The 25,435-nt window shown below is 68.9% G+C and carries 25 protein-coding genes and 7 pseudogenes; 15 read left to right on the forward strand and 17 right to left on the reverse strand.

The annotated features are described in order from the left end of the window. Together ACWCXX_RS33215 and ACWCXX_RS33220 are read left to right on the forward strand one after the other, a co-directional pair. Positions 1-586: pseudogene (locus tag ACWCXX_RS33215) on the forward strand (IS701 family transposase); the annotation flags it as partial. A 313-nt stretch (positions 587-899) separates the two neighbouring features. Beyond that, complete coding sequence (locus ACWCXX_RS33220) at positions 900-2,435, forward strand: AMP-binding protein (RefSeq protein ID WP_451133877.1); 1,536 nt, start codon at positions 900-902, stop codon at positions 2,433-2,435. A 127-nt stretch (positions 2,436-2,562) separates the two neighbouring features. Here ACWCXX_RS33220 and ACWCXX_RS33225 read toward each other — a convergent pair whose 3' ends face one another. The 5 genes and pseudogenes from ACWCXX_RS33225 to ACWCXX_RS33245 all read right to left on the reverse strand — a co-directional run bounded on the left by ACWCXX_RS33225 (position 2,563) and on the right by ACWCXX_RS33245 (position 6,105). Then, positions 2,563-2,790: a hypothetical protein gene (locus ACWCXX_RS33225; RefSeq protein WP_451133804.1), complete on the reverse strand. Its 228-nt coding sequence runs from the start codon at positions 2,788-2,790 to the stop codon at positions 2,563-2,565. Further along, a complete protein-coding gene (locus ACWCXX_RS33230) occupies positions 2,759-4,579 on the reverse strand; it encodes an alpha/beta fold hydrolase (protein WP_451133806.1) in 1,821 nt (606 codons plus the stop codon). Before ACWCXX_RS33230 ends, ACWCXX_RS33225 begins: the two co-directional genes overlap by 32 nt. After that, the gene (locus ACWCXX_RS33235) at positions 4,576-5,175 is read right to left on the reverse strand and encodes a TetR/AcrR family transcriptional regulator (protein ID WP_451133808.1); all 600 of its coding nucleotides are present in this window, start codon (positions 5,173-5,175) and stop codon (positions 4,576-4,578) included. Before ACWCXX_RS33235 ends, ACWCXX_RS33230 begins: the two co-directional genes overlap by 4 nt. A gap of 205 nt (positions 5,176-5,380) precedes the next feature. Further along, positions 5,381-5,710, reverse strand: a pseudogene (locus ACWCXX_RS33240) (transposase); the annotation flags it as partial. 134 nt (positions 5,711-5,844) lie between these two features. Then, the gene (locus ACWCXX_RS33245; protein ID WP_451133812.1) at positions 5,845-6,105 is read right to left on the reverse strand and encodes an RHS repeat domain-containing protein; all 261 of its coding nucleotides are present in this window, start codon (positions 6,103-6,105) and stop codon (positions 5,845-5,847) included. A 209-nt stretch (positions 6,106-6,314) separates the two neighbouring features. On the opposite strand from ACWCXX_RS33245, the gene ACWCXX_RS33250 reads away from it, so the two are divergent. Then, positions 6,315-6,587, forward strand: coding sequence for a DUF6225 family protein (locus ACWCXX_RS33250; RefSeq protein ID WP_451133814.1), 273 nt, complete (start codon positions 6,315-6,317; stop codon positions 6,585-6,587). Between the two features lie 213 nt (positions 6,588-6,800). On the opposite strand, the gene ACWCXX_RS33255 is transcribed toward ACWCXX_RS33250, so the two are convergent. Then, positions 6,801-7,088: a transposase gene (locus ACWCXX_RS33255; RefSeq protein WP_451133816.1), complete on the reverse strand. Its 288-nt coding sequence runs from the start codon at positions 7,086-7,088 to the stop codon at positions 6,801-6,803. Between the two features lie 523 nt (positions 7,089-7,611). Next, the gene (locus ACWCXX_RS33260; RefSeq protein WP_451133818.1) at positions 7,612-8,592 is read right to left on the reverse strand and encodes a transposase; all 981 of its coding nucleotides are present in this window, start codon (positions 8,590-8,592) and stop codon (positions 7,612-7,614) included. Between the two features lie 197 nt (positions 8,593-8,789). Between ACWCXX_RS33260 and ACWCXX_RS33265 the strand changes: the two are divergent. The 5 genes and pseudogenes from ACWCXX_RS33265 to ACWCXX_RS33285 all read left to right on the forward strand — a co-directional run. Then, positions 8,790-9,056, forward strand: a pseudogene (locus ACWCXX_RS33265) (transposase); the annotation flags it as partial. A gap of 92 nt (positions 9,057-9,148) precedes the next feature. Next, positions 9,149-9,781, forward strand: a complete 633-nt coding sequence (locus ACWCXX_RS33270) for a TetR/AcrR family transcriptional regulator (RefSeq protein WP_451133820.1) — start codon at positions 9,149-9,151, stop codon at positions 9,779-9,781. Beyond that, positions 9,771-10,388 carry a hypothetical protein gene (locus tag ACWCXX_RS33275; protein ID WP_451133822.1) on the forward strand — a complete coding sequence of 206 codons (618 nt, stop codon included), beginning with the start codon at positions 9,771-9,773 and terminating at the stop codon, positions 10,386-10,388. The genes ACWCXX_RS33270 and ACWCXX_RS33275 overlap by 11 nt, the downstream gene beginning before the upstream one ends. Next, positions 10,381-10,983, forward strand: coding sequence for a GNAT family N-acetyltransferase (locus tag ACWCXX_RS33280; RefSeq protein ID WP_451133824.1), 603 nt, complete (start codon positions 10,381-10,383; stop codon positions 10,981-10,983). The genes ACWCXX_RS33275 and ACWCXX_RS33280 overlap by 8 nt, the downstream gene beginning before the upstream one ends. Before the next feature lie 158 nt (positions 10,984-11,141). Next, a pseudogene (locus ACWCXX_RS33285) lies at positions 11,142-11,357 on the forward strand (IS701 family transposase); the annotation flags it as partial. Between the two features lie 244 nt (positions 11,358-11,601). On the opposite strand, the pseudogene ACWCXX_RS33290 reads toward ACWCXX_RS33285, so the two are convergent. Further along, positions 11,602-11,805 (reverse strand): annotated as a pseudogene (locus tag ACWCXX_RS33290) (NIPSNAP family protein); the annotation flags it as partial. Between the two features lie 11 nt (positions 11,806-11,816). Between ACWCXX_RS33290 and ACWCXX_RS33295 the strand changes: the two are divergent. Then, positions 11,817-12,023: a hypothetical protein gene (locus tag ACWCXX_RS33295; protein WP_451133826.1), complete on the forward strand. Its 207-nt coding sequence runs from the start codon at positions 11,817-11,819 to the stop codon at positions 12,021-12,023. Between the two features lie 18 nt (positions 12,024-12,041). On the opposite strand, the gene ACWCXX_RS33300 is transcribed toward ACWCXX_RS33295, so the two are convergent. Beyond that, on the reverse strand, positions 12,042-12,719 hold the full coding sequence (locus ACWCXX_RS33300) for a FadR/GntR family transcriptional regulator (RefSeq protein WP_451133828.1): 678 nt from the start codon (positions 12,717-12,719) through the stop codon (positions 12,042-12,044). 95 nt (positions 12,720-12,814) lie between these two features. Between ACWCXX_RS33300 and ACWCXX_RS33305 the strand changes: the two genes are divergently transcribed. Then, positions 12,815-13,252: a RidA family protein gene (locus ACWCXX_RS33305; protein ID WP_451133830.1), complete on the forward strand. Its 438-nt coding sequence runs from the start codon at positions 12,815-12,817 to the stop codon at positions 13,250-13,252. A 214-nt stretch (positions 13,253-13,466) separates the two neighbouring features. Continuing rightward, a complete protein-coding gene (locus ACWCXX_RS33310) occupies positions 13,467-13,991 on the forward strand; it encodes a cupin domain-containing protein (protein WP_451133832.1) in 525 nt (174 codons plus the stop codon). A 464-nt stretch (positions 13,992-14,455) separates the two neighbouring features. On the opposite strand, the gene ACWCXX_RS33315 is transcribed toward ACWCXX_RS33310, so the two are convergent. Genes ACWCXX_RS33315 through ACWCXX_RS33325 form a run of 3 tightly spaced genes read right to left on the reverse strand, consistent with a single transcriptional unit; the run spans position 14,456 to position 16,996 of the window. Next, positions 14,456-15,058: a GNAT family N-acetyltransferase gene (locus ACWCXX_RS33315; RefSeq protein ID WP_451133834.1), complete on the reverse strand. Its 603-nt coding sequence runs from the start codon at positions 15,056-15,058 to the stop codon at positions 14,456-14,458. Between the two features lie 7 nt (positions 15,059-15,065). Further along, positions 15,066-16,124 (reverse strand): ornithine cyclodeaminase family protein, encoded by a 1,059-nt coding sequence (locus tag ACWCXX_RS33320; RefSeq protein ID WP_451133836.1) that lies wholly within the window; start codon positions 16,122-16,124, stop codon positions 15,066-15,068. After that, complete coding sequence (locus ACWCXX_RS33325; protein WP_451133838.1) at positions 16,121-16,996, reverse strand: PhzF family phenazine biosynthesis protein; 876 nt, start codon at positions 16,994-16,996, stop codon at positions 16,121-16,123. Before ACWCXX_RS33325 ends, ACWCXX_RS33320 begins: the two co-directional genes overlap by 4 nt. A 72-nt stretch (positions 16,997-17,068) precedes the next feature. Here ACWCXX_RS33325 and ACWCXX_RS33330 point away from each other — a divergent pair, with 72 nt between their 5' ends. Next, positions 17,069-17,902: a LysR family transcriptional regulator gene (locus ACWCXX_RS33330; RefSeq protein ID WP_451133840.1), complete on the forward strand. Its 834-nt coding sequence runs from the start codon at positions 17,069-17,071 to the stop codon at positions 17,900-17,902. A gap of 395 nt (positions 17,903-18,297) precedes the next feature. Here the strand turns inward: ACWCXX_RS33330 and ACWCXX_RS33335 are convergent, their stop codons facing one another. Further along, on the reverse strand, positions 18,298-18,648 hold the full coding sequence (locus ACWCXX_RS33335) for a helix-turn-helix domain-containing protein (RefSeq protein ID WP_451133842.1): 351 nt from the start codon (positions 18,646-18,648) through the stop codon (positions 18,298-18,300). 90 nt (positions 18,649-18,738) lie between these two features. Between ACWCXX_RS33335 and ACWCXX_RS33340 the strand changes: the two genes are divergently transcribed. Further along, positions 18,739-19,386: a LysE family translocator gene (locus ACWCXX_RS33340; RefSeq protein ID WP_451133844.1), complete on the forward strand. Its 648-nt coding sequence runs from the start codon at positions 18,739-18,741 to the stop codon at positions 19,384-19,386. Positions 19,387-19,601: 215 nt separating this feature from the next. Here the strand turns inward: ACWCXX_RS33340 and ACWCXX_RS33345 are convergent, their stop codons facing one another. Together ACWCXX_RS33345 and ACWCXX_RS33350 are read right to left on the reverse strand one after the other, a co-directional pair. Next, positions 19,602-20,543, reverse strand: coding sequence for an aldo/keto reductase (locus ACWCXX_RS33345; protein ID WP_451133879.1), 942 nt, complete (start codon positions 20,541-20,543; stop codon positions 19,602-19,604). Beyond that, positions 20,529-20,738 (reverse strand): annotated as a pseudogene (locus ACWCXX_RS33350) (cold-shock protein); the annotation flags it as partial. The gene ACWCXX_RS33345 and the pseudogene ACWCXX_RS33350, both read right to left, overlap by 15 nt. Positions 20,739-21,197: 459 nt before the next feature. On the opposite strand from ACWCXX_RS33350, the pseudogene ACWCXX_RS33355 reads away from it, so the two are divergent. Together ACWCXX_RS33355 and ACWCXX_RS33360 are read left to right on the forward strand one after the other, a co-directional pair. Next, positions 21,198-22,443: pseudogene (locus ACWCXX_RS33355) on the forward strand (SLC13 family permease). Between the two features lie 5 nt (positions 22,444-22,448). Beyond that, entirely contained in the window at positions 22,449-22,964 is a 516-nt protein-coding gene (locus ACWCXX_RS33360) for a universal stress protein (protein ID WP_451133846.1), read from the forward strand. 289 nt (positions 22,965-23,253) lie between these two features. Here the strand turns inward: ACWCXX_RS33360 and ACWCXX_RS33365 are convergent, their stop codons facing one another. Continuing rightward, the gene (locus tag ACWCXX_RS33365; protein WP_451133848.1) at positions 23,254-24,426 is read right to left on the reverse strand and encodes a serine hydrolase domain-containing protein; all 1,173 of its coding nucleotides are present in this window, start codon (positions 24,424-24,426) and stop codon (positions 23,254-23,256) included. After that, on the reverse strand, positions 24,423-25,403 hold the full coding sequence (locus ACWCXX_RS33370) for a glycosyl hydrolase family 32 (protein ID WP_451133850.1): 981 nt from the start codon (positions 25,401-25,403) through the stop codon (positions 24,423-24,425). Before ACWCXX_RS33370 ends, ACWCXX_RS33365 begins: the two co-directional genes overlap by 4 nt. Positions 25,404-25,435 lie beyond the last annotated feature (32 nt).

Raw genomic sequence — 25,435 nt, forward strand, 5'->3', positions numbered from 1 at the left:
CGTGGTGGGCATCTCGACCACGACCACGGCGCAACCCGAGGACGCACAGCCGTGCACCCCGGCCCACACCGGCCTGGGCAGACGGCCGGTACCTGTCTACCCCGAGCCGGCCCAGCGGGGGAAGAGCCTGGTCATCGCGGCCGATAAGAACTCCGCGCGGCCGGTGCAGTGGAGGGAGGGATCACGGCCGGGCAGCGGCCGCAGCGGGCACAAGCGCATGTACTCGCGCTTCGTGGCCCTGCGGATCCGGCCCGCCGGACGCGAGATCCGCAAGGCCACGGCCGGCACCGGGCTTCCAGTCCGCCGGCTGCTGGCCGAATGGCCCGCCGACCAGGACGAGCCCGTGCAGTTCTGGCTCTCCAACCTGCCCGAGACCACCCCGTTGCCCGTCCTCGTGCGCACCGCGAAACTCCGCCGGCGCATCGAGAACGACTACCGCGAGATGAAACAGGCCCTGGGCCTGGCCCACTTCGAAGGCCGAACCCGGCCAGGCCGGCACCATCACGTCACCCTCGTCTCGGTCGCCCACGCCTTCTGCTCCCTTCAGCGACTGACCCGATCCCCAAAAGAGACGGCGCCGGCCTGAGCCTCTGCCGAGTCGTCCGCGAGCTGCACATACTCATCGCGGCCTGGACCGGCGCCTGCCCCACCTGTCACCGCGGCATGCCAGACCCCGCACCAACATGACCAAGCACTACCAGGGCTGCGAAATGCCCAGTTCATGCGCTTCAACCGAATTGCGCCGCCGTCGACAATCAGACGGTTGATACCCGGTCGCCGAGCCTCACTTGGAGATGTCGATCAGAAAAAGCTATTCTACTTTTGGTTGCCTCCGGCAACTAAAAGTGGCTCTGAGGCGGCTCGCTGGACTACGTGTCGCCTGCCAGGAGGAATTGAACATGTCAACAACTACCCAGACCTTCCGTACGTACGTCGAGGAGAACCTCGACGCGTTAGCGAGCGACGCGGGGCGCGCAATCCTCTTACACCAGGAGCGCCGGGTCACCGCAGGTGAGTTCCGCGATCTCGTCTACCGGATGGCACGAGCGCTGCGCGCCCAGGGCATCGACCGCGCAGACACCGTCACCCTGCTGTGCGGCAACCTGCCGGAAACGATCGCGGCGCGCTATGCAGCCAACCTGATCGGCTGCCGGGTCAATCACCTTTACAGCAAGCTCTCAGCCGAGTCCCAGGCCGCCATCGTCCGCGATGTCGAGACCCGTACCCTGATCGTCGATCCCCGATACCTGCAACGGGCCACGGAGATAACCGAGTCGACCCCGGTGTCGACCGTTCTCGTGCTCGGCCCCACGAAGGTGGGAGCGGACCTGCTGGAGCTGGCGGCCGAGCACTCCCCCCAGCCGCTGCAGAGCCGGGCGCGGCCGCGCGATGTGTGCACCATTCGTCACACGGGCGGCACCACCGGCCACCCCAAAGGCATCTGTACCACTTATGAGCAGGTGCGACCGTTCACGGCCGACCCCGCAGAGGAGCCGCCCCGACTGCTGGTGTCCACCACCCTCGCCCACGCCGCCGGAATGATCACTGACGCCGTTCTCCGGGCCGGCGGCCGCGTCGTGCTGCTCGACGAATTCGATCCTGCCGACGTTCTCCGCGCCATCGAACAACAGCGCATCAGTCACCTCTTCCTCCTACCGCCCTTGCTCTACCAGCTGATGGACCACCCGGATTCGGACGTCCGTGACACCTCCACACTGCGCAACATCGCCTACGGGGGCTGCCAGTCCTCGCCCGCCCGCATAGCCGATGCCATACGGCGCTTCGGCCCTGTGCTGCTCCAGTTCTACGGCCAGAACGAGACGGGCGGAATCAGTGCGCTGTTGCCCGAGGACCACGATCCGGGGCGGCCGGACCGGCTGCGCTCGGCGGGAAGAGTGCTGCCTGGGGTTGAGGTGGTGATCCGTGACGAGGCCGGATGTGACCTGCCAACGGGCGAGCACGGCGAGATCTGCGTTCGCTCCGCCACGCTCATGAAGGAGTACTGGAAGCAGCCCGAACTGACCGCCGAGGTGCTTCGGGACGGCTGGCTGCACACCAGCGACATCGGATTCCTCGAAGATGAAGGCTACTTGACGGTCATCGACCGGCTCAAGGACATGATCATTGTGGTCGGCGGCCATGTGTACACCACCGAGCTGGAGGACACGCTCAACTCCCACCCGTACGTCCTTCAGAGCGCCGTCTTCGGTGTCCGTGATGGTGATCGTATGGAGCGGGTACACGCCGTCGTCGTCCCGGTTCCCGGCAGCGGAATCGATGAACAGCAGCTGCGTGACCTGGTCCGCGACGAACGTGGCGCTATGTACGAACCGGCTGCCATCAACTTCATCGACGCACTGCCCCTGACCGATGCCGGTAAGCCGGACAAAAAGCAGCTGCGGCAGCGGGCCGAGCATGAACTCGGAGCAGCCTGACAGGAAAAGGCGGTTCAAAGGCTGGCGCAGCGCCGCCAGCCTCACCGGTGGACCCGCCCCATCTGGCAGTACTGGACACGCCCCGGCTTTGTCAGGGCCGCTCTCGCCCTCCCCGGCATCACCCGGATCAGGCTGCTCTCAGCTTCAACCCGACTGCTGCGACAGCGGGTTGGCGCAGGTCTTCCACCTCCACTCGAACCAACAGCGCCTCACGGCGCAAACGAAAATCTTGCCAGGGCCAGAAAAGTCCGTACGCCGACACCAGGTCGGCAGTCGCATCCAGGACTGCCTTGTCGATGCGGGCGCGGATGCCCGTATCCCTGTCAGCGGCTGAAACCTCGGGCGTTTTTGTCACGCGACCGTCCCTTGAGCAGATCGACGAGAGCATCGCTATGGGTCAGCTGCGGATGGTGCCCGGCACCCCGCACCGAGATCAGCTCAACGTTGGGAAGTGACTCGAGCTGCTCAACCGCGCCTGGGGCGATTGGGTCGTCGCTTCCCGTGATGATGCGGACCGGGCCGCCGAATCGCCCAAGCGCTTCCTGGAGTTCGGCACGCCACTGCTTCGATCCCGCAAGGGCGAGATGCTCGGCCACCCTCCTAGCGCTGCTTCGCTTGAGGTCGCTGACACTGGATTCGAGAGCAGCCGCGCTCGCTTCTGATCTGGTCAGTTTGCGTGACAGCCGTGCCGGTTCGGTGTGTCGCAAGTAGGTGCATACGAGCGGCCGCAGTCTGGTCGAGGCGCCCATCGGGGCTTGGAGGAAGAACGGTGCGATCAACGTGAGGGACTTGACCTGCGCCGGGAACCGGTCAGCCGCGACTACTGCCGCAGCCGCACCGATGGAATGGCCGATGAGGTCAGCAGGTTCCCCACCCAGCACAGCGGACAGCCACTGTTCCCAGTCCTGAACGCCTGTTCCGCCGCTGAGGCCGAGTCCGGGCAGGTCGACGACTCGCGCGCCGATGCCCGACGTCACTTCGGCCCACGTGTCTGCGTTGACTGGCAAGCCGGGAAGGATCACCCGGCCGGATCCGGGTACGCCGAGCTCGAATGTCCTCAGACCGCCAGCGTCGACGAATCGACGGCCGTCGGTCGTGACGGCACCAAACCGATGCGCGGCCAGGTGGTCGGCCCACCGTTCGAGGGACACCAGCACGTCGGGCGTCTGGATCCCGTGTCTGTCGGCGAACTCGATGGCGGACTGTGTCGGATAGCGGTCGGCGGACATGAAGGTGAGCGTCTCGGGATCCGCCTTGGTGATCCGCTGCGGGAGCCGCTTGATGATACCGATCGGCATCCTTACCCGGGGGACCTTCGCGCCGAGATGCCGGCCGACGTGCGTGAGCAGGTCAGCCAGAGGCGGGGTGGCGTCGTCGAGAACCCAGTAGGCCATGCCCGCAGCAGCCGGATCGACCGCTGCTGCCGCCATGAACGCCGCCAGATAGTCGACCGTGACGACCGGGAGGAACGTCGATTCGTTGCCGGGCAACGCCGCTGCCGTGCCGTCCCAGATCTGCTCGATGGTGGTGGCCAGCCCGATGTGCTGGTCGGACTCCCCGGTCACGCTATCGCCGATCACACTGGACGGATTGACGATGGTCCAGGGGACTCCGCGCTCCAGGGCTCGGGCCTGGAAGATGGCGTCGGATTCCACCTTTGACGCTTCGTAGGCGCCGAGTTCCTTATAGACCGCGGTGCGGTGGTCGTCTGACCACGGAACGGTTGTGGGGTCCTGTCCGCCGACGCGGTAGCCCGACACGTGGACGACGCGCTGCAGGTTGGGGAGGTCCTTGGCGAAGTCGAGCAACTTCTCGACGATGCCGACGTTCGCGCTGCGTGCCTCCTGGGCGGTCATCCCGAACCGGTAGGACCCGGCGCAGTTGTGGATCTCGGTGATGAACGGGAACGCCGATGGGCCGCCCGCGACGATCTCAGGAGCATCGAAGTCGACGATCGTCGTGCTGATGCTCCGTGTCAGGCCATGCTCCCTGACCCATCGCTCGACACGCGCTGCGGACTGGGCGGTCCGAACTGCCGCCGTGACGTTCGCACCAGCCTCGGCAAGGGCCAGGACGAGGTGCCGACCGACCAGTCCCGAGGCCCCGAAGACCAGGGCGTGGCGGGAGTCTTCGTATGGCGTCATCGCGTGCTCCCAATGGTCTGGCAGCGCTGGTTGACGAGCTCCGCCACGACGTCAGCGGCCGCAATGAGCGGTTGGGTGCTCTGCATGGCACGAGAGACGATGACCGCCCCCTCGATCGTCGACACGACAACGGTCGCCAGAGACCGCGCCTCCCCGGCGTCAACGCCGCTGGCCTCGAGCAACGCGGCCGTCGGCGCGATCCACGACTCGAAAGCAGTGGCGCACGCCTGCCGCAGTCGCTCGCTCCCCGCGCCCATCTCCAGGGTGACGACGGAGACCGGGCAACCCAGCCGGAAGTTGCTCTCGCTGACGATGGTCGTCAGGGCCTCAATCGCGGCGCGGGCAGCCTCGGCCGCACCGCCCGCGGAAACTGCGGCCTCTGCGATCAGCGTCTCGAACTGCTTCCCGGCGAGTTCGACCGCTGCGACGCCCAGGCCCTCCTTCCCGTCGGGGAAGTGGAAGTAGATCGAACCCTTTGGTGCTGCGGCGTGTTCGATCACAGCGTTCAGGCCCGTGCCGCTGTAGCCGCTGGTCTGGATGAGCTCGAGCATGGACTCTGCGAGCCGGGCCTTTGTCAGGTCTCCTTTGGATGCCATAGCCCCACGATAGACCAGTCTACATATTTTGCAACCGGCGAGAATGCGTCAACAACGTCATGGCCAGCAACAACTGACTTGGCTCTGTCGGGGATCTTGGAGTTTCCCGGTGCGGCAGCATGATCAACGGGCATGCTCGGGTAGTTCTGCCGATCGATGCAGCTGCCGAGGTGCCCGGGTCTTGACCCTGATTCCTGGACACGGGTTATGCGGCTGGTGCCAGCGCAGTTGAAGTTGTTCGGGACGCTGTCTCGTAGGCGATCGGGCTGCGCTGCCCGAGGCGGGAGTGACGGCGGCGGGTGGTGTAGCGGTTCAGCCAGCGGAACGCGTCGAGGCGGGCCTCGCGCTCGTTGGACCAGTGCTTTCGGCCCTGGAGCGTCTCGCGTTTGAACGTCGCGTTGAACGACTCGGCGAGCGCGTTGTCCGCGCTGGAGCCAATCGCGCTCATGGACTGGCGGACGCCGGCTCTGCGGCAGGCGTCGGCGAAGGCTCGGCTCGTGTATTGGGCCCCATGGTCGGTGTGCATGACCGAGCCGGCGAAGCGGTCGAGCTCCTGGAGCGGTTGGTTGCCGACTGCCGGCGGGTGCTCGGTCACGACCGCCCCGACACGCGGGCAGCTGCGAAGGTGCTGGAGACCGGCGCATGCCTTGAAGTCGCGGCCGCGGGGTTTCACGCGATCGAGCGCGGGCCTGTGCCCGACAGCGTCACCTTCGCCCCGGCCACAGCCCGCACCACTGACAGCACGGACAGCGTGCTGGAAGCGAAGCGGTCCGCACCCAGGCGGTTGCTGGCCTCGTCGTAGCGGTAGCGGGCAGTCTCACCACCGGGATCGGTTGCTCCGACCAGGCGCCCGGCCGCGTCGTAGGCGTACACCGCGTCACTGATCGTTGGCGCAGCGGCCGGTCCGGTCTCCGCCTTCGGCACGGCCATTTTCAGCGCCTGTTCAACCTCCCCGATGGCTGGGCCCTCCCCGACGCCGGCTGACCGCGGCCCCCGGGTACGGTGTCCACCGGCCGGGCCTGCGTCACCACCGGTGATCAGCTTTTCACCCCAGCCCCCTGTACCCCGGATCAGCGCTCTGGCCCGGGGTACAGCCGTGTCTCCATCAGCAACGCCGCCCGGCCCGGCACTCTGTGCGCATGACCGACGTCTTTGACCACGCCCCGCAGGTATGGAACGCCGCGCAGCTCCGCGAAGCCCTCAAGGACCTGCCCGACGACACCCCCATTCACATCGGTGTTGCCGAAGACCCCGGCGACTTCGGCGGGTACCGCGAATCCGTCCTCGTCGACGCCCACCACGTCGAGAACTGGTGGCCGGCCATCGGCACTGCGCCCGAACGGGCCGAGAAGGAGAAGGCGCTTACCCTGTTCGCCGACTGGACGCCCGGGGAGTACGACCTGCTCGACTGAACCTGCTGCGTTCTCCCGCAGCCTGTCGGTGGCCGTCGCACACACTGGCTTCGAGGTCTCGGCGTGCCGAGGCGACGGTGGGGCGGTAGTGGTGCCCGGCTCCGAACTGGTGCGACCCGATTAGGCAGCTCTTGCTCCAGGACGAGCAGACTTCCCCCGGCGATCCTGAAGCGACACAACCATGAGCAGAGCGCACGACAGGCCAGGAGATCTTTACGGGACAGCCTTTAGCTTGACTCTGTCGGGGATCTTTGCGGTCTGCTCAGTCTCTGGCGGACCGCAAAGACCTCGGCCGGGTGATTTCGTGCTGGTCCAGGTAGTTCTGGAAGGCGGTCGGCAGCCGGGACGGAGGTGCTTCTCCGGTCGGCGGCCTCGGCTGAGGCGCTCGATGTTTGCGGCGATGGCCGTGAACTCGTGCTGTAAGTGGGCTTTGCGCTGTCCCCGGTAGCGGCAGCGGCGCATGCCGTGTCCGTGGGCGAGCTCGTTGATGGTGCCTTCCACTCCTGAGCGGACCGCATAGCGGGCCTGCCATTCGGATGTCTGCTGCTCGGCACGGACGCGGAGTTACAGGTCACGGAGTTCTCGCGGGGAAAAGCCCACGCTTCGGGCGCTGTCGGCGGTGGTCGTGCAGCGGGTGCGGACCGGGCAGGGACGGCACTGGCTCTTGGTGAATCGTGCCACGATCAGAGGCGCCGCGGTGGGCGAGGATGTCGGATAGGGGCCGTGCCATCCCGCGCTGGTCTCGCCCTGCGGGCAGGTGACCTGCCGGCGGTCGAAGTCGATCTGGAAGTCGTCGCGGCCGAAGCCGTTGTTCCTGCGGTTCTGGCGGGTGGTGTTGACCGCAGTGGTCCGGTGACCGTGCCCTGGTGTTCGCGGGCTGCCTGTTCCAGACGGACCAGGGAGGTGTAGCCGCCGTCGACCAAGTGCTCGGCGGGCAGCATCCCGCGGCGCCCCAGCCGGGTGTGGATGCCGGGCAGAGCCTTCGCGTCGTAGCCAGTGACATCTGTGGTGGCCACATCCGTGATCACGTTGACCCCGTCGGGATCGCAGGTCTCGGTGAGATGCGCGACGAACCCCTTCCATCGGGTGACATGGCCGCGGCGCGCGTAGCGGGCCGTCGGGTCGTAGGGCGAGACGACCGCGACGGCCGAGGGCGGCAGGCCGCCGTCCTCCGCGGTGCGCCAGCGCAGGCGGCCGGCCCCCGTCGCGGTAGTAGTTCTGCACCATGATCTGCCGCAGGGCCTGGACGCGGGGCCCGGACAGGCGTTCCGGCCCGTGCTGCCCGAGGTGCTCGATCAGCCGGACGGCGTCGCCTCCGGTGGCGAGGATCCTGGTCTTGGGACGGGTAGGGTTCTTGCCCAGACGCACCGGGCGGCCGTAGCGGCGCCCCCACTCCTCGTCGACCAGGCCGGTCAGCAGGTGCGGAGCGGCGTCGGCCAGCTCTTCCAGCGCGGCGCGGACGGCCTCGGTGACCAGTTCCAGCCGGGTCAGGTCGCGCACCGCGGCCAGGACATGGGTGGAAGTCCGTGCGCTGGGTGGTGCGCTCGCGGACGAGACCGGCCTCCCTCAGGCGCGCGAGCGCGAGGTCGAGGAGACGGTCGGCTCGGCCGTCCTCGGCGAGACGCTCACGGAAGTCGCCCAGCACGCTGTGGTGGAAGCCGGGATCGTCCAGTTCCGTGGCCAGCGCGTACTTGAAATCGATGCGGCAGCGAACCGCTTCGGCCGCCTGCCGGTCCGACAGGCCGAGCAGGAACTGCAGCACGCAGACAGTGGCCAGCTGAGCGGGCGAGAGACCCGGACGGCCATCACACGGATACCAGTCGGCGAAGTCCTCGTCACGCCACAGCCCGCCCAGGTGGTCTCTCACCCACATCGCCGTCGTACCACCCGGATTGCTCGCCCGAGCCATCCGCGCGGTCAGAGAAGGGACTTGCTCACCGGAACGGGCACGGAGCGACAACGGGCACCTCGACAACTGCATCGGCCTTTGAACAGAGCCGAGCATGCCCGTTGATCACGCTGCCCCGCCGGGAATCCTCAGGATCCCCGGCAGAGTCAAGATCAGTGCCTGTTCCTAAAGATCCAGCGCGTGTTCTGCCAAGTCAGGATTCGAGCAGCTGGGGAGGACGACGTGGTGCTGGGCCCGGCCGCCGGCGGATTGGGGGTTGGGCTGGTGGGTTGATCGGTCCGCCAGTCTTGATCGCCGCCGGACTGCGGGAGTTCGCCGGGGCCCGGGACTGGCTGACCATCTTCTGCCTGCCGCCCTACGCACCCGATCTCAACCCCGTCGAAGGGATCTGGTCGCTCCTGCGACGCGGCTGGCTCTCCAACGTCGCCTTCAGCAACCCCGAACACCTCGTCCGGACCGCCCGACGCGGCCTCCGGCACATCCAGTACCGCAGCCACCTCATAGAGGGCTGCCTCACCGAGACCGGCCTGACCATCAGGCTGACCCGAGTTACCCAGTGATGTCACGAGTTCAACCTCAGTAACTGCGGCCCGCCTCCATAAACCAGCGGGGTGCACTAGCAGTACACCCCGCTGGTGCGTATCATGGGTTCATGCCTCTTCCTCGTTTCGACCGCCTGCCCGCCGAACGCCGGGAGCACATCCTGGGAGTCGCGCGGCGGCACTTCGCCGAGCACGGCGCCGAAGGCGCCTCCTACAACAAGATCATCGAGGCGGCAGAAGTCTCCAAGACCGCCGCCTACCACTACTTCGACGGCCGGGAGGACCTGCTCACCGCGGTCCTCGACGGAGTCCTCGACCGACTGCTGGACGCCCTCGGCCCCTGGGCCCCGGCCCGCGACGAGGAGGACTTCGGCGCCCGGTTCACCGCTGGATCCGCCGCCCTCGCCGCCCACCTGAGGGACCACCCCGAGGACCTGGCCCTCGCCGACGCTGCCATTGGGCGCAGCGACGGAAGCCTGTGGCTCGACTGGTTCGGCGCCCTGGTCACGGACGGCCGTCGGCTCGGGATGATCCGTACCGATGTGGACCACGCACTGATGGTGTCGGCGACCGCCGCCGTCGTCCGGGCTGCGGACGCCTGGGCCGTGGCCCTGATGACGAGCGGATCCCTCGAAGGCATCCCGGAGGGTGACCCCCCGGCCCAGCTGTGGAGCCTCCTGCGCGGCCTGTGGGGTGCAGCGGCGACCGCGGCCCCCGGACAGGAGCCGAACGATGCGCACTGACCTGAGGATCTCCTGGGAGATACCGGCCACCCCGTCCGGCCTCGCCGGCCGCCTGGAACGGTTCATGGGTCCGGGCAAGTCCCGCTCCGAGTCCGCGGTGGAGACCATTGGCCTCCTCGGCTGTGCCCTGCTGCTGGCCGCCGGACTGTGGAGCTCGGGAGCCGCACGCGACTGGCCGACAGGGCAACTCGTCGTGGTCGCCCTGGCCGGGCTCGACCTGATCGGCGGGGTCCTGACCAACGCCACCAACGCCGCGAAGCGTTGGTACCACCGGGCCGACCCGGCGGCGCGGCGCGCCCGGCTGCTGTTCGTCTCGGCGCACCTGATCCACCTCGCCACGATGGGGCTGTACGTCCTCTCCGGCGACCTCGCCTGGACCTCGGCGAATGCCGCGCTGCTCCTCGGCGGGGCGGTGGCGGTGGAGTTCGCGCCCGTCCACCTCAGACGGCCCGTGGCGATGGCGGTGTTGATGGCAGCCGTCCTGGTCAACCTGTTCTGGCTGCCGGTGCCGGCCACGCTTGCCTGGTTTGCACCACTGTTCTTTCTCAAACTGCTCGTCTGCCACCTCGTGCCCGAGGCGCCCCTGGAGCGGGGTCGGGATGTCTGAGGACCTGGCTGCCGCGGCCTCCCGCCGGATCGACACCGACCCCGACCCGGCCGCCTGCGCCGATCTGCTGGCCGCCGCGTTCGCCCGGGAGCCGGCCGTCTCCTGGATCTGCGGCGGCGCGCACTCCGCCCGCGCTCGCTGGTTCCGCGCCACCCTGCGCACCCACGCCGGCCTCACCGGGGCCCGCCGTACGGCTCTGGTGGACGCCGACGGACGGCTCCTGGCGGCAGCCGTCCTGACCCCGCCGGGCGCGACCCCGCCCGCCGGCGCCCGCGCGCTCTGGGCGGCCCGGACCCTGCTGAGCAGCGGGCCGCACGCCCTCGGCCGGACCCTGCGCTATCTGGACGCCACCGAGAACGGGGCCCCTGCGGGGGCCTGGACCCTGGAGTTCGTCGGAGTCCGCCCGGACCTCACCGGCCGTGGAGCGGGCCGCACCCTCCTGGACCACGTCCTGACGACGATGCCGGGAGCAGTCCACCTGACCACGGCGGACCCGGCGAACATCCCCCTATACCGCCACTTCGACTTCACCACGCTCGGCGAGACCCCGCTGGGACCGCTGACCATCACATCGATGGCCCGCGTACCGAGCTAGTACTCCAGTCTGGCTTCGTGATCTTGTCGCAGAGCCGCCTGGGAACAGGTACGGCCACCGCGTGATCATCGGGGGTTGTGTGGACTCCTGAAGATCGTGCGGTGGCCGCAGGCCATAGCGTGGACCCTGCCCGCTGGCGGGCGATGTTCGACCAGGTCATGGCCCGGATCGCTGGCAGGTTCGGGCGAGTTGAGCCCCGGGCCGCGGCCCGCGCCTACCTGCTCGGACTGCTGTCGGGTGTCGAACGGAAGAACTGCTGGCAGCTGGCCGAACAGGCGGGCCATGCCCGGCCGGGGCCGATGCAACGCCTGCTGCGCTACGTCCGCTGGGACGCCGACGTGGTCCGCGACGACCTGCGCGCCTACGCCGCCGACGAGACCCCCAAACCGCCCACGGACACGGACCACTTCGTTCGCAGCCGCGATCCGATCACGCTGACCGTCCCGGAGATCCGCCACCTACTCGTCACCGTCTTCAACCCGCCAGCCGTGACCGCGGCCGGACTGCTGCACTGGTCCAACTGGCGCAGACACCACCAGGCAACAGCCCGACGCGGCCACTACCGACGACGAACCGCCGACGAACCCTCTGGATAGATCACAAAACCGCACTGGAGTACTAGGACACCCCGTCGAGCGGCCGGAGGAAGCGGCGCTCGTAGCGCTTGATGCAGCGGGTGTCACGGGCCAGTTCGAACGCTTCCTGGCATTCCGGGTCGGTCATGCTGTCCGTGCGGTACTGCTCGTACGCGGCCAGGCCGGGAAAGGAGAAGAGGGCGTAGGCGATGTCGCTGTCGCCCTCACTCGGGAGGAAATAGCCGTTACGACATTGCCATGACCGAGGCCCTCAACGGCTCGTTCGAGGCTGAGCCGATCGAGCACCAAGGACCCTGGCGGGACGCTGACCAGGTAGGACGTGCCGCCCTCCGGTGGGCGGCGGGAACAACCCCCGAGCACCTGCACTCAGCCCTCGACCACCTCCCGCCCGAGGATTTCAAGGCCCGGCACTACCGATCCCAGGCAGCCACGAACACCGCCTGAAACCACAAAGACCGGACGCTACGGAACTGGGACCTGCTCGGTGAACGCATTGAGGCTCGGGCGGATCGCGGCCGCAGCCGCGGCGGCAGCAGCGGTTTCATCTCCGGCCTCGATCGCCGCCAGCAGTGCGTCGTGGGGTTCGGCGCCGCTCTCCTGGATCACGTCCTGGCTACGCAGCGCGTGCAGGCTGTCATGGAGTCGGCCGACGAAGAAGCGGTAGCACTCCAGCAGCACACTGTTTCCCGCCGCTTCCACCACGGCCAGGTGGAAGTCTGCGTCGGCACGGGCGAACTCCTCCGGCGCGGTGGCGTGATTTCGGGCAGCGAGCAAGCCGCGCAGCCGCCGCAGGTCGGCATCGGTGCGGCGCATGGCGGCGAGCTGGGCCGCCTGAACGTCGAAGCCGAGCTGGACCTCGAACACTTCGCGTACGTCGGCGGTCCCGAACCGGCGCAGCATGGGGGCGGGGTCGGTGGTGGAGACCACGTAGGTACCGGCCCCCTGCCGGGTCTCCAGTACGCCCAGGTGCACCAGGGCCCGTACCGCCTCTCGGATCACGGTGCGGCTCACTCCCAGCTCCTCGGTGAGCCGCTGCTCGGTCGGCAGCCGGTCCCCGATCGCCCAAGTGCCTTGTGTCAGAGCTTCGTTGAGCTGGCCTACGACCTCGTCGACCGAGGACCTGCGGCCGATCATGCGCATGGGGACTCCTTCGCCGGTTGCAATCTTCCGGCCTCACAGTATCCTCATCACCTGCCATCACTTATCAGTCATCATACAAATCTGGAGCTACTTCGGTGAAGCGATTCATCACACCCGATTCCTTGGCCTGGGCCGCGCAGCTGCGCGAGGACACCGGGGCAGACGCCATGCCGTTCGCCCCGGCGGTCGTCACGCGCGGGGACACTGTGTGGCTCTCGGGCGCCACCGCCTACCCGCTCGTCCATCAGCACCCCCATGACGAGGCCGAGCTCACAGTGCCCGAGGGAATCGCGGCGCAGACCCGGGCCTGCCTGGAGAACCTGCTCATCGCGTTGAAGGCGGCCGGCGGCGACGTCCAGGACATCGTCAAGGTCACCATTTTCAACACAGACATGGATACCCAGAACGAGGTCAACCAGGTCTACGCGGAGTTCTTCGGCGAGCACAGACCGGCACGCAGCCATATCGGCGTCAACCGCCTGGTCGGCCCTGAGCTGAAGATCGAGATCGAGGCCGTGGCGGTCCTTGGCTGACAGTGCGTGGCCCCTGGCAATGGCGCGTCGCCGGATCAGGGCGCGCCATTCGCCCCGTCGATGCCAGTGCGGGCAGCCGGCAGGCAACCTCAGGCGCGACAGCGCTCCGAGCTCTCCACATCAGCATCCTCGGCCGGCCAGATCTGCAGATTCTCCCCGTAGCCAGCTCAGTAGTTCCTGTCTCTCAGTGAAATCGATATTGCAGGAGCAAGTAATGTCTCTTTTCATCCCCGACTTCGACGAAACCGTCGTTGTGCGCTCTGCTGAAGCAGAATTGATAGGAAAGGGCGGCCCCGTAACCAACCAGTTGCTCGTCGACAGCTCCGCCACGGGCGGTGCGCTCTCCACGATGCGTGTCACCCTCGGCAAGGGTGCGAACGGCGCCCGCCCGCACCACCACGGCAAGTCCGCCGAGATGTTCTACGTCCTCGACGGCACCGCCCAGCTACTGTCCGGCGATCAAGTGGTCACCGCGGAGCGCGGGGATGTTGTCGTCGTGCCGCCCGGTACACAGCATGCCTTCGCCGCCGCACCCGGCGAGATTGCGGACATGCTGGTCGTCATCACGCCCGGGGTGGAGCGCTTCGAGTACTTCCGCCACCTTGAGCGCATCCGCTACGGCAAAGTGCCGCCGGAGAGCCTCCTCGACGTCCAGGAACTCTACGACTCCTATTTCGGTACGAGTCCTGTCTGGAACGCGGCGCGCGAACAGCAATGCTCAGCGCAACAATGCCCGTAACCGCGGATGTCCGGGCCTTCGAGTGTGACCAAGAGATAGACTCGCGCGGTCTCGTCTCATCCTGTCTTCCAGGCGTGATGCGTGCTCATCCGGTGAGACCGAGTTCGCGTAGGGCGTCGGCGGGATGGTTGCGGTAGTGGTCGTGGGCAGCGGCGCGGCAACCGTCATCCGCCACGCAGTGACGTAACGGCCTTGTGTACGAATGAGGTAGGGGCGTGTTGGCCTGGCGGGTTGCCTGATGAGTGCTCACCTCTCGGCGGCGCGCTCGGAGACCAAGGCGGCGACTGCCGAGTAGGTCTCCTCGAAGTACTCGCGGCGTCCGAGGTAACGCTGGAGAGTTCGCCACTGCTTGTGTTCAGCGTTGGCGTGCTCGACGCAGATGCGCATGGATTGTTTTCGGCCGTCCGCCGACCGTCCGGCGGATTTCGGACGTCATGTTCGGGAACCTGACCTCGGGCTTCGCATCACCGGCCGGGTCGCCACATGGTGGTGACGACGTGGCCGGTCGGGGTGGTGATGCGGTCGCGGGCGCTGAAGCCGACGCTTGCGTACCGTGCGAGGTTCGACGGGTTGGACGACTCCAGGTATGCGGGAGCGCCGAGGGCGTCGACGCGTTCGAGGCTGTCGGCCAGCAGGCGCATGCCGAGACCGTGGCCTCGGTGGCGGTCGTGGGTGGCCAGGAGGGTGAGGTAGAAGTGCGGTTCGGCGGGCCGGGCCGCCTCGAACCGGTCGGCGTTGTCCAGGACCGTCCGGGCCACGGCCGGGTCGGCCGCCCGCTCGAGCAGGCTCTTCAGGCCGGCCGCCTCCTGCGGGGTCAGCTCGTCTCCGCCGGGCGGGATCCAGACGGCCGCGGCCTCCACATTCTGCGTCACCAGCAGCCACGAGTACCGCAGCGCCGACGTCGCGTACAGGCGCCACATGGGCGCGGCCTGTGCGGCGCGGTGTTCGATGTCGGGGAACGCGGGGCCCCACAGCGGGTCATGGAAGAACGCCGTGGTCAGGGTGTCCACGATGGCGTCGACATCCGCGGACGTCGCCACCCGTGCGCGGTCTGGGCGGGCAGACACGGTGCGGTCAGCTCCTTGCCGTCGGCCAGGTGGAGCCGGTGTCCGCGCGCAGGTCCGTCGCACAGGCCGGGGGCCGACTGCGGTGCGGGCCCGTGCCCCGGAGGCGGTCCAGGGTGACCTGGGCCGCCGCGAGGTCCTGCACGCCCAGGCCGATGAGCTTGCAGACGGTGATCTCGTCGGCCCGTTCGCGGCCCGGCGCGGACCCGGCGAGCACCTCGCCGAGTTCCGTGAGGTCCTGGAAGGCGGCCCCGGGCCGGGCGAGGTCTCCGTGGACGGCGGTGAGGGCACGGCTGTCGACCACGATCCGGTCGGCACGGTGCATACAGGCCGGGGACAGTTCGGCCTTGGTCGGGTCGTCGGCTCCTACGGCGGTGATGTGCAGGCCCGGGGCCAGCCACTCGGCGTCGACCAGCGGTTCGGTGCTGGCGGTGGCCGTCACCAGGACATCGGCGCCCTCGCACGCCTGCCGGGCGGTGCCCACCGGGGTCACACACAGATCGGGGCGGCGGACTCCCAACGCGGCGGCCACGCGACGCACGCGTGCTTCCCGGCGCCCCCAGACCCGCACCTCCCGGATCGGCAGTTCATCGGCTGCCGCCAGGACCTGCAGGTACGCCTGAACTCCGGTGCCCAGCACGCCGAGTACGGCGGAGTCCGGCCGGGCCAGCGTGCGCGCGGCCAGCGCGCCGGCGGCCGCGGTGCGGATGTCGGACAGGTGGTGCTCGTCCTCCAGCAGGGCCCGCAGGTCCCCGGTCCGGGCGTCGAACACGGCGACGACACCGGCTCCCGGCGTGCCGCCCTGCCGGGCGCGCTCCAGGAACCAGGTGGCCACCTTCACCGTGAACACCGCACGGCCGGGCAGCCAGGCCGACTTCACGTGCACGTCGCCCTCCCGGCCCGCCGGCGCGAACACCGCCACCGGCGCCTCGCCCAGCCCGCGGCTGAAGTCGGCGAACGCTGCCGCCACTTCCTCGACGACGTCTTCGTACCCCACGAGCGCGCGGATAGTGTCCGGCCCGACGTACGCCGGTATCGCCTGCACCGTCTCCCGGGTCGTGGCGTTCACCGGGGCAGCACCTGAAGCCGTCCCTCGCCGACGAGGACGGCCTCGCCGCCGACCCGCACGGAGTGGATGTCATCCCCGTGGCCGTGGGCGCTGATCGTCATCTCGCTGGGGCGTCCGGTGAACCGGCCCTGGTGCAGCGTCACGGCTTCGCCGTCGCCGATACGGCCGTGCCGGCGCAGGTAGGCCGCCGCGCACCCGGCTCCGCTGCCGGTGGCCACGTCCTCGGTCAGCCCGTCGTTGTTCCAGTGCCGCGCCTCCAGAGCGGTGGCATCGAGGAGGTACGCGAACTGAGCGCCGAGGGCGGCCAGTTGCCCGGTGATGTCCGCGCCGATACGGGCACGGTCCAGGGCCCCCTGCCGGACCGGGAGCACCAGATAGCGCAGCCCGGTCGACACGACTTCCGGGGGCAGATCCGGGTTGAGGTCGGCCGCGTCGAGGCCGAACCACGCGGCCAGGTCCTTCGCGTCCGAGGGATCCGGGCGGCCGAGGAAGGAGGCCGGCCCCTGGTCCAGCACGCTCGCGTACCGGCCGGGCCCCCGCTGCTCGGTGCTCACCTCCACGGTGCGGGCCTTCAGCCGCAAAGTCCACGTCTCGCGCTCGCCGACACCATGCAGGGCGTGCAGCACACAGGCCGCCCCGATGACCGGGTGCCCGGCGAAGTCCAGTTCCTCGAAGAGATCGAAGACCCGCGCCTGCCAGGTGGAGGACTCCGGGGTCTCGTCCGGGGTCAGGAAGATCGACTCGAAGTGGCGCAGCTCGTGGGTGATCCGCTGCATCTGGTCACCGCTGAGCCTGCCGGCGTCCGGGAACACGGCGAGGCTGTTGCCGCTGTAGGGCAGGCCGGTGAAGACATCGACATGGAGGTAGTGCATGCGGCCGACGCTACGGGCGAACCGCTCTCTAAGGAACTGGCAAATCTCGACGTGCCCACATAACGTCTTGTTATGGCTTCGGATCTCGACATGGCGCAGCTGCGGGTCTTCGTCACGTGCACCCGCTCCGGCAGCATCAGCCGCGCCGCCACCGCGCTGGGGCACAGCCAGCCTGCACTCAGCCAGCAGCTGCGCAGGCTGGAACGCGCCGTAGGACAGCCGCTGCTGCACCGCGGCGCCACCGGCGTCACCCTCACCAAGGCCGGCGAGGCCCTGCTGCCGTACGCCGAACGCATCCTGGCCCTGTCCGCCCAGGCACGCACCGCCGCCGCACCGGCCGTCCAGGGCCACTGCGGCGTGGGCCTGCTGGAGGACCTGACCGCCGCACCGCTGCCCCAGGCCCTGGCCGACTTCACCCGCATGAATCCCGCAGCGACCCTGGAGCTGATCAGCGGCCCCGGTCCCGTGCTCCGCGAGGCATACGCACAAGGACGCATCCACCTGGCCCTGTGCGACCCCGCCTACCTGCCCGAACTACCCCGCTGGACCGTACACCTGCCCCTCACCTGGGCAGCCGCCCCCGGCCTGGACACCACCCTCGACCCCCTCCCCCTGGTCCTCTTCTCCCAGCCATGCCGCTGGCGCCAACCCCTCCTCGACACCCTCGAAGCCGCGGGACGCACCTGGCGCACCGCCTTCGAGAGCACCAGCCTGCCCGGCGTCCGTGCGGCCGTCCGCGCCGGCCTCGGCGCCGCCGCCCTCCTCCCGGCCACCATCGAGCCGGGCACCACCGCCCGCGGCCTGCCCCAACTCCCCGGTGTCGAACTCGGGTTGATACGACGGCCGGGCACCGAGGGCGACCCACTCGTCGACGCCGTCGAAGACGTACTCAAGCGCCTGACCTGAACAGGCGGAACACACCCCGCGTACGGCACCCGTCAGCAGGACCATGGCTGCCCTGCCTGGGGATACGCCATCACATCGGCGGCTGCGTTCACCGGACAGGCGCGACGTGAGGCCGCCGAGGTCGACCGGGCCAACGCACGCGACGCGCCCGGAGGTCTGGTCACCGCGCAGGGGGAGTTCGAGCACGGCATCACCGAGTACGCCGCGCCCGTGCGCGACGCCCGGGGGCCGGGTCTTCGCCGCCGTCGCCGTCCTGGGGCGGCAGAACGACCTCGCCCCGCACGAGGAACTGGTCCGCACCGATCTGACGGCAGCGGCGGCCGAGTTGGGGAACCTGTCCTGACCAGGCCCGCGTAGCAACGGCCTGTCAAAGTCCGCCTGTTCCTGGCCGGTTCTCATTCTCGCCGCCGTGCCCCGCCCGCGATCGGCCGGAACCACGTCGGTTGCAGTTCGTCAGTGCCCCCCGGTGCCCCCGATTCATCCTCCGCGGCCAGTTCACCTTCCTCACGCCTGGTCAGACGCCCCTGCCGGGCCTGCTTGGCCAGCCCGATGACCCTCGACAGTTCCGCCTCGGTGATCCGGCGCGGACTGCCGGCTGCCGACCGGTCTTCCGCCCCCTCCACACCCAGCACGTTGAAACGGTGCAGCCACCACCGCACCGCCTTTGCATGACAGCCCAGCTCCGTCGCGATCCCTGCTACCCGCAGACCGTCCCAGCTCGGAGCAGTGATCCGTGCTCTCGCCACCAGGTCAGCCGGCGCGTAGCGCGTTCCAGCCTCCGGTGCTCGGACTGGGATGGGAAATGGGCTGGATGGGCGGTACCTCCCCGTGCTTGCATGAGCTTCATGGTGTCTACTGACCGTATGCTCGCCTTCGCGGCCATGTCATTCTTGCTGATCGTAATTCCCGGTCCCAGTGTGCTGTTCGTGATCGGGCGAGCGTTGGCGCAGGGGCGCCGTGCCGCGCTGACCACGGTTGTGGGGAACACGGTCGGCGCCTACATCCTGATCGTGGCTGTGGCATTCGGGGTCGGGGCGGTGGTGGAACGCTCGGTTCTTGTCTTCACGGTGCTCAAGCTGGTGGGTGCCGCCTACTTGGTGTTCCTCGGCGTCAAGGCATGGCGCGAACGGCGTTCGTTGCAGCCGACGGTCACTGGGGTGGGAGTCGCGCAGGGTGGTCTGCGGACGTTTTGGGAGGGGTTCGCGGTCGGGGTGACCAATCCGAAGACGATCGTGTTCTTCGCCGCTGTGTTGCCGCAGTTCGTTGACCGCAGTCAGGGGCACGTCGCGGTGCAGATGCTGCTGTTGGGCCTGGTCTTCAACATCATCGCTGTGGCGTCCGACATGGCGTGGGGGATGGTCGCGGCCACTGCCCGGGACTGGTTCGCGCGCTCGCCGCAACGGCTTTCTTTGGTGGGCGGGATCGGCGGGCTTGCCATGATCGGCCTGGGAGTCACCGTCGCTGCGACGGGGCGCAAGGACTGATCCGTTTCGGCCGGTCACAGGCCCGGACCGCAAGCCCACCATGCCCCAACGCGCCGTCAGATACCGACGTACTCAACAACTTGGCAGCGCCCTGCGAATGGCTGGGGCGATCCCAGAAGCAAGGTAGAGCGGCATGAACGCACCACCCGGCCGAGCTCTGCCCGGCACGGCTGGAGATCCGCACCTCCGGCCAGCGGCCGCCTCGCGCCTGCCGATCAAACGACTCGCCGATCGTTCATCAACGCGACGAACCGACCAAAGGTATCGTCCCCGGCGCGAGTGTCGCCGAGCTCCGCGCACAGCACAGGGAACTCGGCCCACGCCTCCCTCGCGAGGGCCCACCGCGCAAAGCTGCTCCGCCCGTCACGGATGCACACCTCGTCAACCCACTGGTCGAGGCCGTCGCCCATCGAGTAGACGAAGAAGTGCGCGTCCTCCATGGCCGGTGCCAGGAGGTCGATGAGCTGGTGAAGGTTGCGCATGTCGATGTAGCAGATGTCCGACAGCTGCTCCAGGCAGAGGTAGTCAGCCTCCGGTGGCCCCAGGTCGAATTCCCATCCTCGCCCGTGGACCTTCTGGTTGAGCAGATGGACCGGCCAGGTCTTCTGCCTGGGCACCTCGGTGGCCACCACCGAGAGCGTCTCCTCGACCAAAGACCGCCACCCCGGACGTACTCGAACAAACGTCGCGTGCAGGTCGGGCCACGGCGACACTTGAGGAAAACGCAACCGGAACCGCCCGTACCAACGATCATCGCGCCTGGTGACAAACGTCCCGGACGGCTCGACCGGATGAGGCTCTCTCATGGGCCGAGCATACGAGACACCGCCGTCGGCCCCTGAAGCCCCGCGTCCCGTCGGCATGAGGTCGGCCGCGGCAATGTTCTGGGCGGCACTGTGGGGGTTGCGCAAGCCGGGGATGGGGACGATGTAGCCCTTCTTCACCAGCAGCCACGCCAGCCCCAGCTGTGCGAGGGGGGCGCCCGCGCTCTCGGCGAGCTCGGTCAGCTTGCCCACGATCGGCGTTGACGTCGAAGTTCTCCGGCTTCCACCAGGCGAGGTGCCGGCGGAAGCCGTGGGCGGTGCAGTGGTTCGCGGGACTTCACCGCCCCGCTGAGAAAGCCGCGGGCGAGCGGGCTGCTCCCCCGCGGCCTGGATTCTGTCGGCCTGCACACCCTTCTGCCCCTGGACCGCCTCGAAGGTGACCGCCTGGCCTTCCCTCAGGGACTTGAAGCCATTCCCTTCGATCGCACGGAAGTGGACGAAGAGATCAGGACCGGTCTCCGGAGTGATGAAGCCGTAGCCCTTCTCGTCGTTGAACCACTTCACGGTGCCGTTCTGGCGCTCGGCCATATCTCCTCCTGATCGTGTACGGGTGAAACGCATCCCAGCTGCGAGTGCCCCGCAAGCAGGCCGAGCACCTGGAGACGACGGATGCGCTGTCGGGTCGTCAGGATGTTGCTGACCGGCCCGTGGTGGTCAAGCTCGGCACCTGGCTCGACAACACCCGCAAACGCGCCGGACAACGCCACACCGACCTTCGTCAGCAAGCATCAAAAGAGGCTGGGCAGGAGGGAGCGCCGCGTCTCCGCGGTCTCCCTCGTCCTGCGGCTCGTGGATGCCTCCTGACCGGCCCAGAGGCGTCGGGGCGGAAGCCCCGCCGGTATGCGGACGGCACCAGGTTCCCGAGGGTCGACGGTGTACTTTTGTTCCGAGATTTCTCAAATCCTCAGCGTGCTCGACACGCGCCACGGCCAGCCCCGGTACGGTCGTTCCGCTCTGCCAGGATTCCGTCCCGGAAGGGCTCAGACGCTGAACTCTGCACTCGCAGAAGCACTCTCTGTCGCCTTGCTCCTGGCGATGCTGGCCTGCGCGGTGATCCGGCCGTGGGGCTGGCCGGAGGCGGTCGTGGCTGTCCCCGCTGCCGGGGTGGTCATCGCCACCGGCGCGATCTCGCTCGACCACGCGGCGGCCGAGGCCGCCCGGCTGGGCCCGGTGATCGGCTTCCTCGCGGCCGTCCTGGTCCTGGCCCAGCTGTGCGACGACGAGGGTCTGTTCCACGCGTGCGGCGCCTGGATGGCCCGCCGGGCGGCCGGCCGCCCCCGCCGCCTGCTGTCCTCGTGTTCGTAGCCGCCTCACTGATCACCGCAGTGCTCAGCCTGGACGCCACGGTGGTGCTGCTGACTCCGGTGGTGTTCGCCACCGCCGCCCGCCTGGGCGCCCGCGCCAAACCGCACGTCTACGCCTGCACCCACCTGTCGAACACCGCCTCGCTGCTGCTTCCGGTCTCCAACCTGACCAACTTGCCGGCGTTCGCCGCCAGCGGCCTGAGCTTCACCCGCTTCGCCGCGTCGATGGCGCTGCCCTGGCTGATGGCCATCGGTGTCGAGTACGTGGTGATCCGCCGCTTCTTCGCCACCGACCTGGACGCGGGCACCGAGGCCCCGCCCGCCGACGAGCCCCGCGAACTGCCTCTGTTCGCCCTGCTCACAGTGGCGGGCACCCTGGCGGGCTTCGTCCTGACCTCGGCGGTCGGCATCAACCCGGCCTGGGCGGCGGCCGCGGGCGCGGCCATCCTGGCGGCCCGCGCCCTGGCCCGGCGCCGCACCACCCCCACGGCGATCGTCCGGGCCGCGGCCCTGCCGTTCTGCGCCTTCGTCCTGGCCCTGGGCATCGTGGTCCGGGCCGTGGTCGACAACGGCCTCGCGGACGTACTGGGCCACCTCGTGCCCGGCGGCACCGGTCTCCCGACCCTCCTCGCCATCGCGGCACTGGCAGCCGTACTGGCGAACGTCATCAACAACCTGCCCGCCGTCCTGGTCCTGACCACGCCCACTGGTCCGGGCGCCGTCTCGCCGTCCTCCTCGGTGTGGACATCGGCCCGAACCTCACCTACGCGGGCTCGCCGGCCACCCTGCTGTGGCGGCGCATCGTACGCGAACACGACACCGACGTAGGCCTTGGCGAGTTCACCCGGCTCGGCCTGCTTGCCGTGCCCGCCGCCCTGCTGCTCTCCGTGGTGGCACTGTGGGCCTCACTCCAAACCATCGGAGGCTGAACACCGTGACCGTCATCGTCTGGATCGTCGAGGGCACCTGGCCCGCCTGCGTCGACGCCGCCCGCACCCACACGCCTGCCCACGCTGACCTGGTGCTGCTCCACGTCACCGGCCACGAGGTGCCGGGCGCCGCGCACGGCGCCTACGCCGGGCTGCTGGGCCGCGCACGCCCCGACCGCGACCCCGGCACCGCGGTGGAACACCTGGCCGCTGCCTCAGCCGAGCATCTCCTGACCAGAGCGGCCGAGCAGCTGGGACGGCCGTGTGCCCGGCAAGAACGCTCGGGCAACGTCGAACGAGAAGTCGTGGCCGCCGCCGAAGGCGCCGACCTGCTCATTCCGGCCCGCGACGGCGACCGCACCCACCTCGGACCCCGCAGCCTCGGCCCCGCCAGCCGCTTCATCGTCGACCACGCCCCCTGCCCCGTCCTGCTGGTCTGGCCGGAGACCGCACCCAGCACGGCCACCATCCCGCCGCCACCTCACCGGCCGCGGTCTCCAGGCCGCCACCCCGGTCGGTGAAAGACACGGCGCGGAGCCGCTGCGGATGTCGTACGGCTACGTCATCCCCGATGACTGGGCCCGACCGGATTTCCGCTCGGGACATGGCCCGCGGACCAGCGGAGGTTCCCGCCACAGGGCGGGGCATCTCGATCCGGGGCGGGTGAAGCAGCTGGACGGGTCGGGAATGGTGTGGTCGCACCACGTTTCCCGTGCCTCGCAACTGCGCACCGGCAACGCGCCCCGGGCAATTGCCCCGTCTCGACGAAACCGCAACACCCCTGGGCCAGACCCCAGCCCCACCCCGGCGTCACTTGCGGAGGATGCGGCGGAGTTCGTCCACGATCGCGGTGGCGCGGTGGTCGGGCCCCGCTTCCATGAGGTTGGTCAGGAACGCGAATCCGACCTGGTGTGTCGTGTCGGCAAAGGCGACCTGCCCGCCGGCGCCGTCGTGTCCGAAGGAGGCGGGCCCCAGGAATTCGCGGGCGAGGGAGGGAAGCTGGAATCCCATGCCCCACCGCGCGAAGGGGGGTTGTCCGCCGAATATCGGGGTGCCTTCGGTCTGCGGTCGCGTGGCGTCAGTGACCGTGCCGGCATCCAGCAGCCGCACTCCATCGGTCTCCACCACGGTGGATGACCAGATCGAGGCCAGCGCCCGGGCCGATGCGATGCCGCCCGCTCCCGGCAGCTCCGCCGCTTGGATACGGGGGTCGTTGAAGCCGCCGGTGGCGTCGACGAGTTCAGGCGGGAACGCGTTTCCGAGGGTCATGGCCCGCTCGGTCCAGTCGATCTCGCCGGCAACGCGCGCCGCTGCCTGTTGAGCAACGAGCGCGGTGAGGCTCGTTCCGGCCCGCAGATGGGCGACCTGGTGCCGCACCCCGCGGGGGAGGCCGATCCACGCGTCGGCCTGCAGCGGTGCGGCGATGAGCTCGTCGAAGTACTGGCCGACCGTTTTGCCGGTGATCCGGCGGATGACCTCACCGGCGAGCCAGCCGTGGGTGAGGGCGTGATACGCGTGGCCCTGGCCAGTGGTCCACAGTGGTTGCTGGGCTGCCAGGCGCCCCGTGACGACGTCCCAGTCGATGACGTCCTCGACGTTCAGGAGATCGCGTGGTGCCGAGAGCCCGGACCGGTGGGCGAGAAGATCGGCGACCGTGATCTCTTCTTTCCCTTCGGCGGCGAACTCGGGCCAGTAGGTCGCGACGGGAGTCCGGTAGTCGAGGAGTCCGTCCTGCACGAGACGTGCCGCGAGGATGGAGACAAGGCCCTTGGTGCAGGAGAAGATGACGCTGGTGGTGTCCTTCGTCCAGGGCGAGCGATCGCGCGGGTCGGCAATCCCGCCCCACAGGTCAACGACTGTCTCGCCGGCCACCCGGACACAAAGTGCCGCGCCCATGGCGTCATGGCCGGTGAAAGCGGTGGAGAAGGCTTCCGCGAGGGGCGCGAAGCCCGGGGCGGTGCTGCCCTCGATGCGGGTGCTCATTCCGGGTTGCCTTTGCTCTGGAGGGCCAAGGGGGCGATGCCGTGCCGCTCCGGTGACCAGCTCACGTGGATGGGGTCGGATATCGAGCCGGCGAACCTGTCGTCGACAGTGGAGTTGTCGAAGGCGAGCATCACGGTTCTGCCGGTCCGGTCTTCGATGAGGCGCCCGCTGTAGAGGGATTCCTCGACGACCAACGTGGCGTCTTCCACCGGGTACGGGCCCAGGACCGCAGCGGCTGGAACGCTCCAGACACCTCCGATCTGGCCGGCTCTGCGCCGTGCGGAGGACAGTCGTGGAGTGTCGCAGGACAACAGCAGTACGGACTCGCCGTCGACGGTCGTGATCTGGGGAACCTCCAGGTGGGCGAAGCCGGCGCCCACGCGGCTGAGCGGTGGCCGGACGGTCCATGCCTGAAGATCCGGTGATGTCGCGTGCCCGATCACGCCCCGGTCGTCGTCAGCACCGTGGTTGGCTCGGGCCGTGATGAGCATGTGCCAGCCGTCACCGGCTGGGTCCGGGAAGACCCAGGGATCGCGCCATGCCTCCTCCGGCCAGCTGGAGTCTCCCAGCCTCTCGTACCAGCGCCCGTCCGCCTCGATGAGCGGCCCGGGCTGTTTCGTCCAGGTGTGCAAGTCCGTGGAGGTGGCCACGCCGATGGTTTCGACGTTGCCCCCGGCGTCGAGGAAGCGGGCTCCGGTGTAGAACATCCGCCAGACGCCGTCGGGTCCGCGGAGCACGCTGCCCGTCCATGTGGCGGTCTCGTCGAAAGTGCCGGGCTGTCCGGGGCCGAAGACCGGCCCGTGGTCCTGCCAGCCGACCAGATCGACGGAGGTGGCGTGCCCGATCCGGGCGTTGCGATGGCGCAGCTCCGGGTCGCCCAGGTTCTTGGGTGCGTGGAGGTAGAACAGGTGGAAGGTGTCGCCGTCATCGGCGAACCAGAAGTCCCACACCCAGGCGTGGTCGAGGCGAAATGTCATGCATTGTCCTTGTGATTGCAGCTGTCGTCGCG

It is taken from the genome of Streptomyces sp. NPDC001732, from assembly GCF_053596315.1.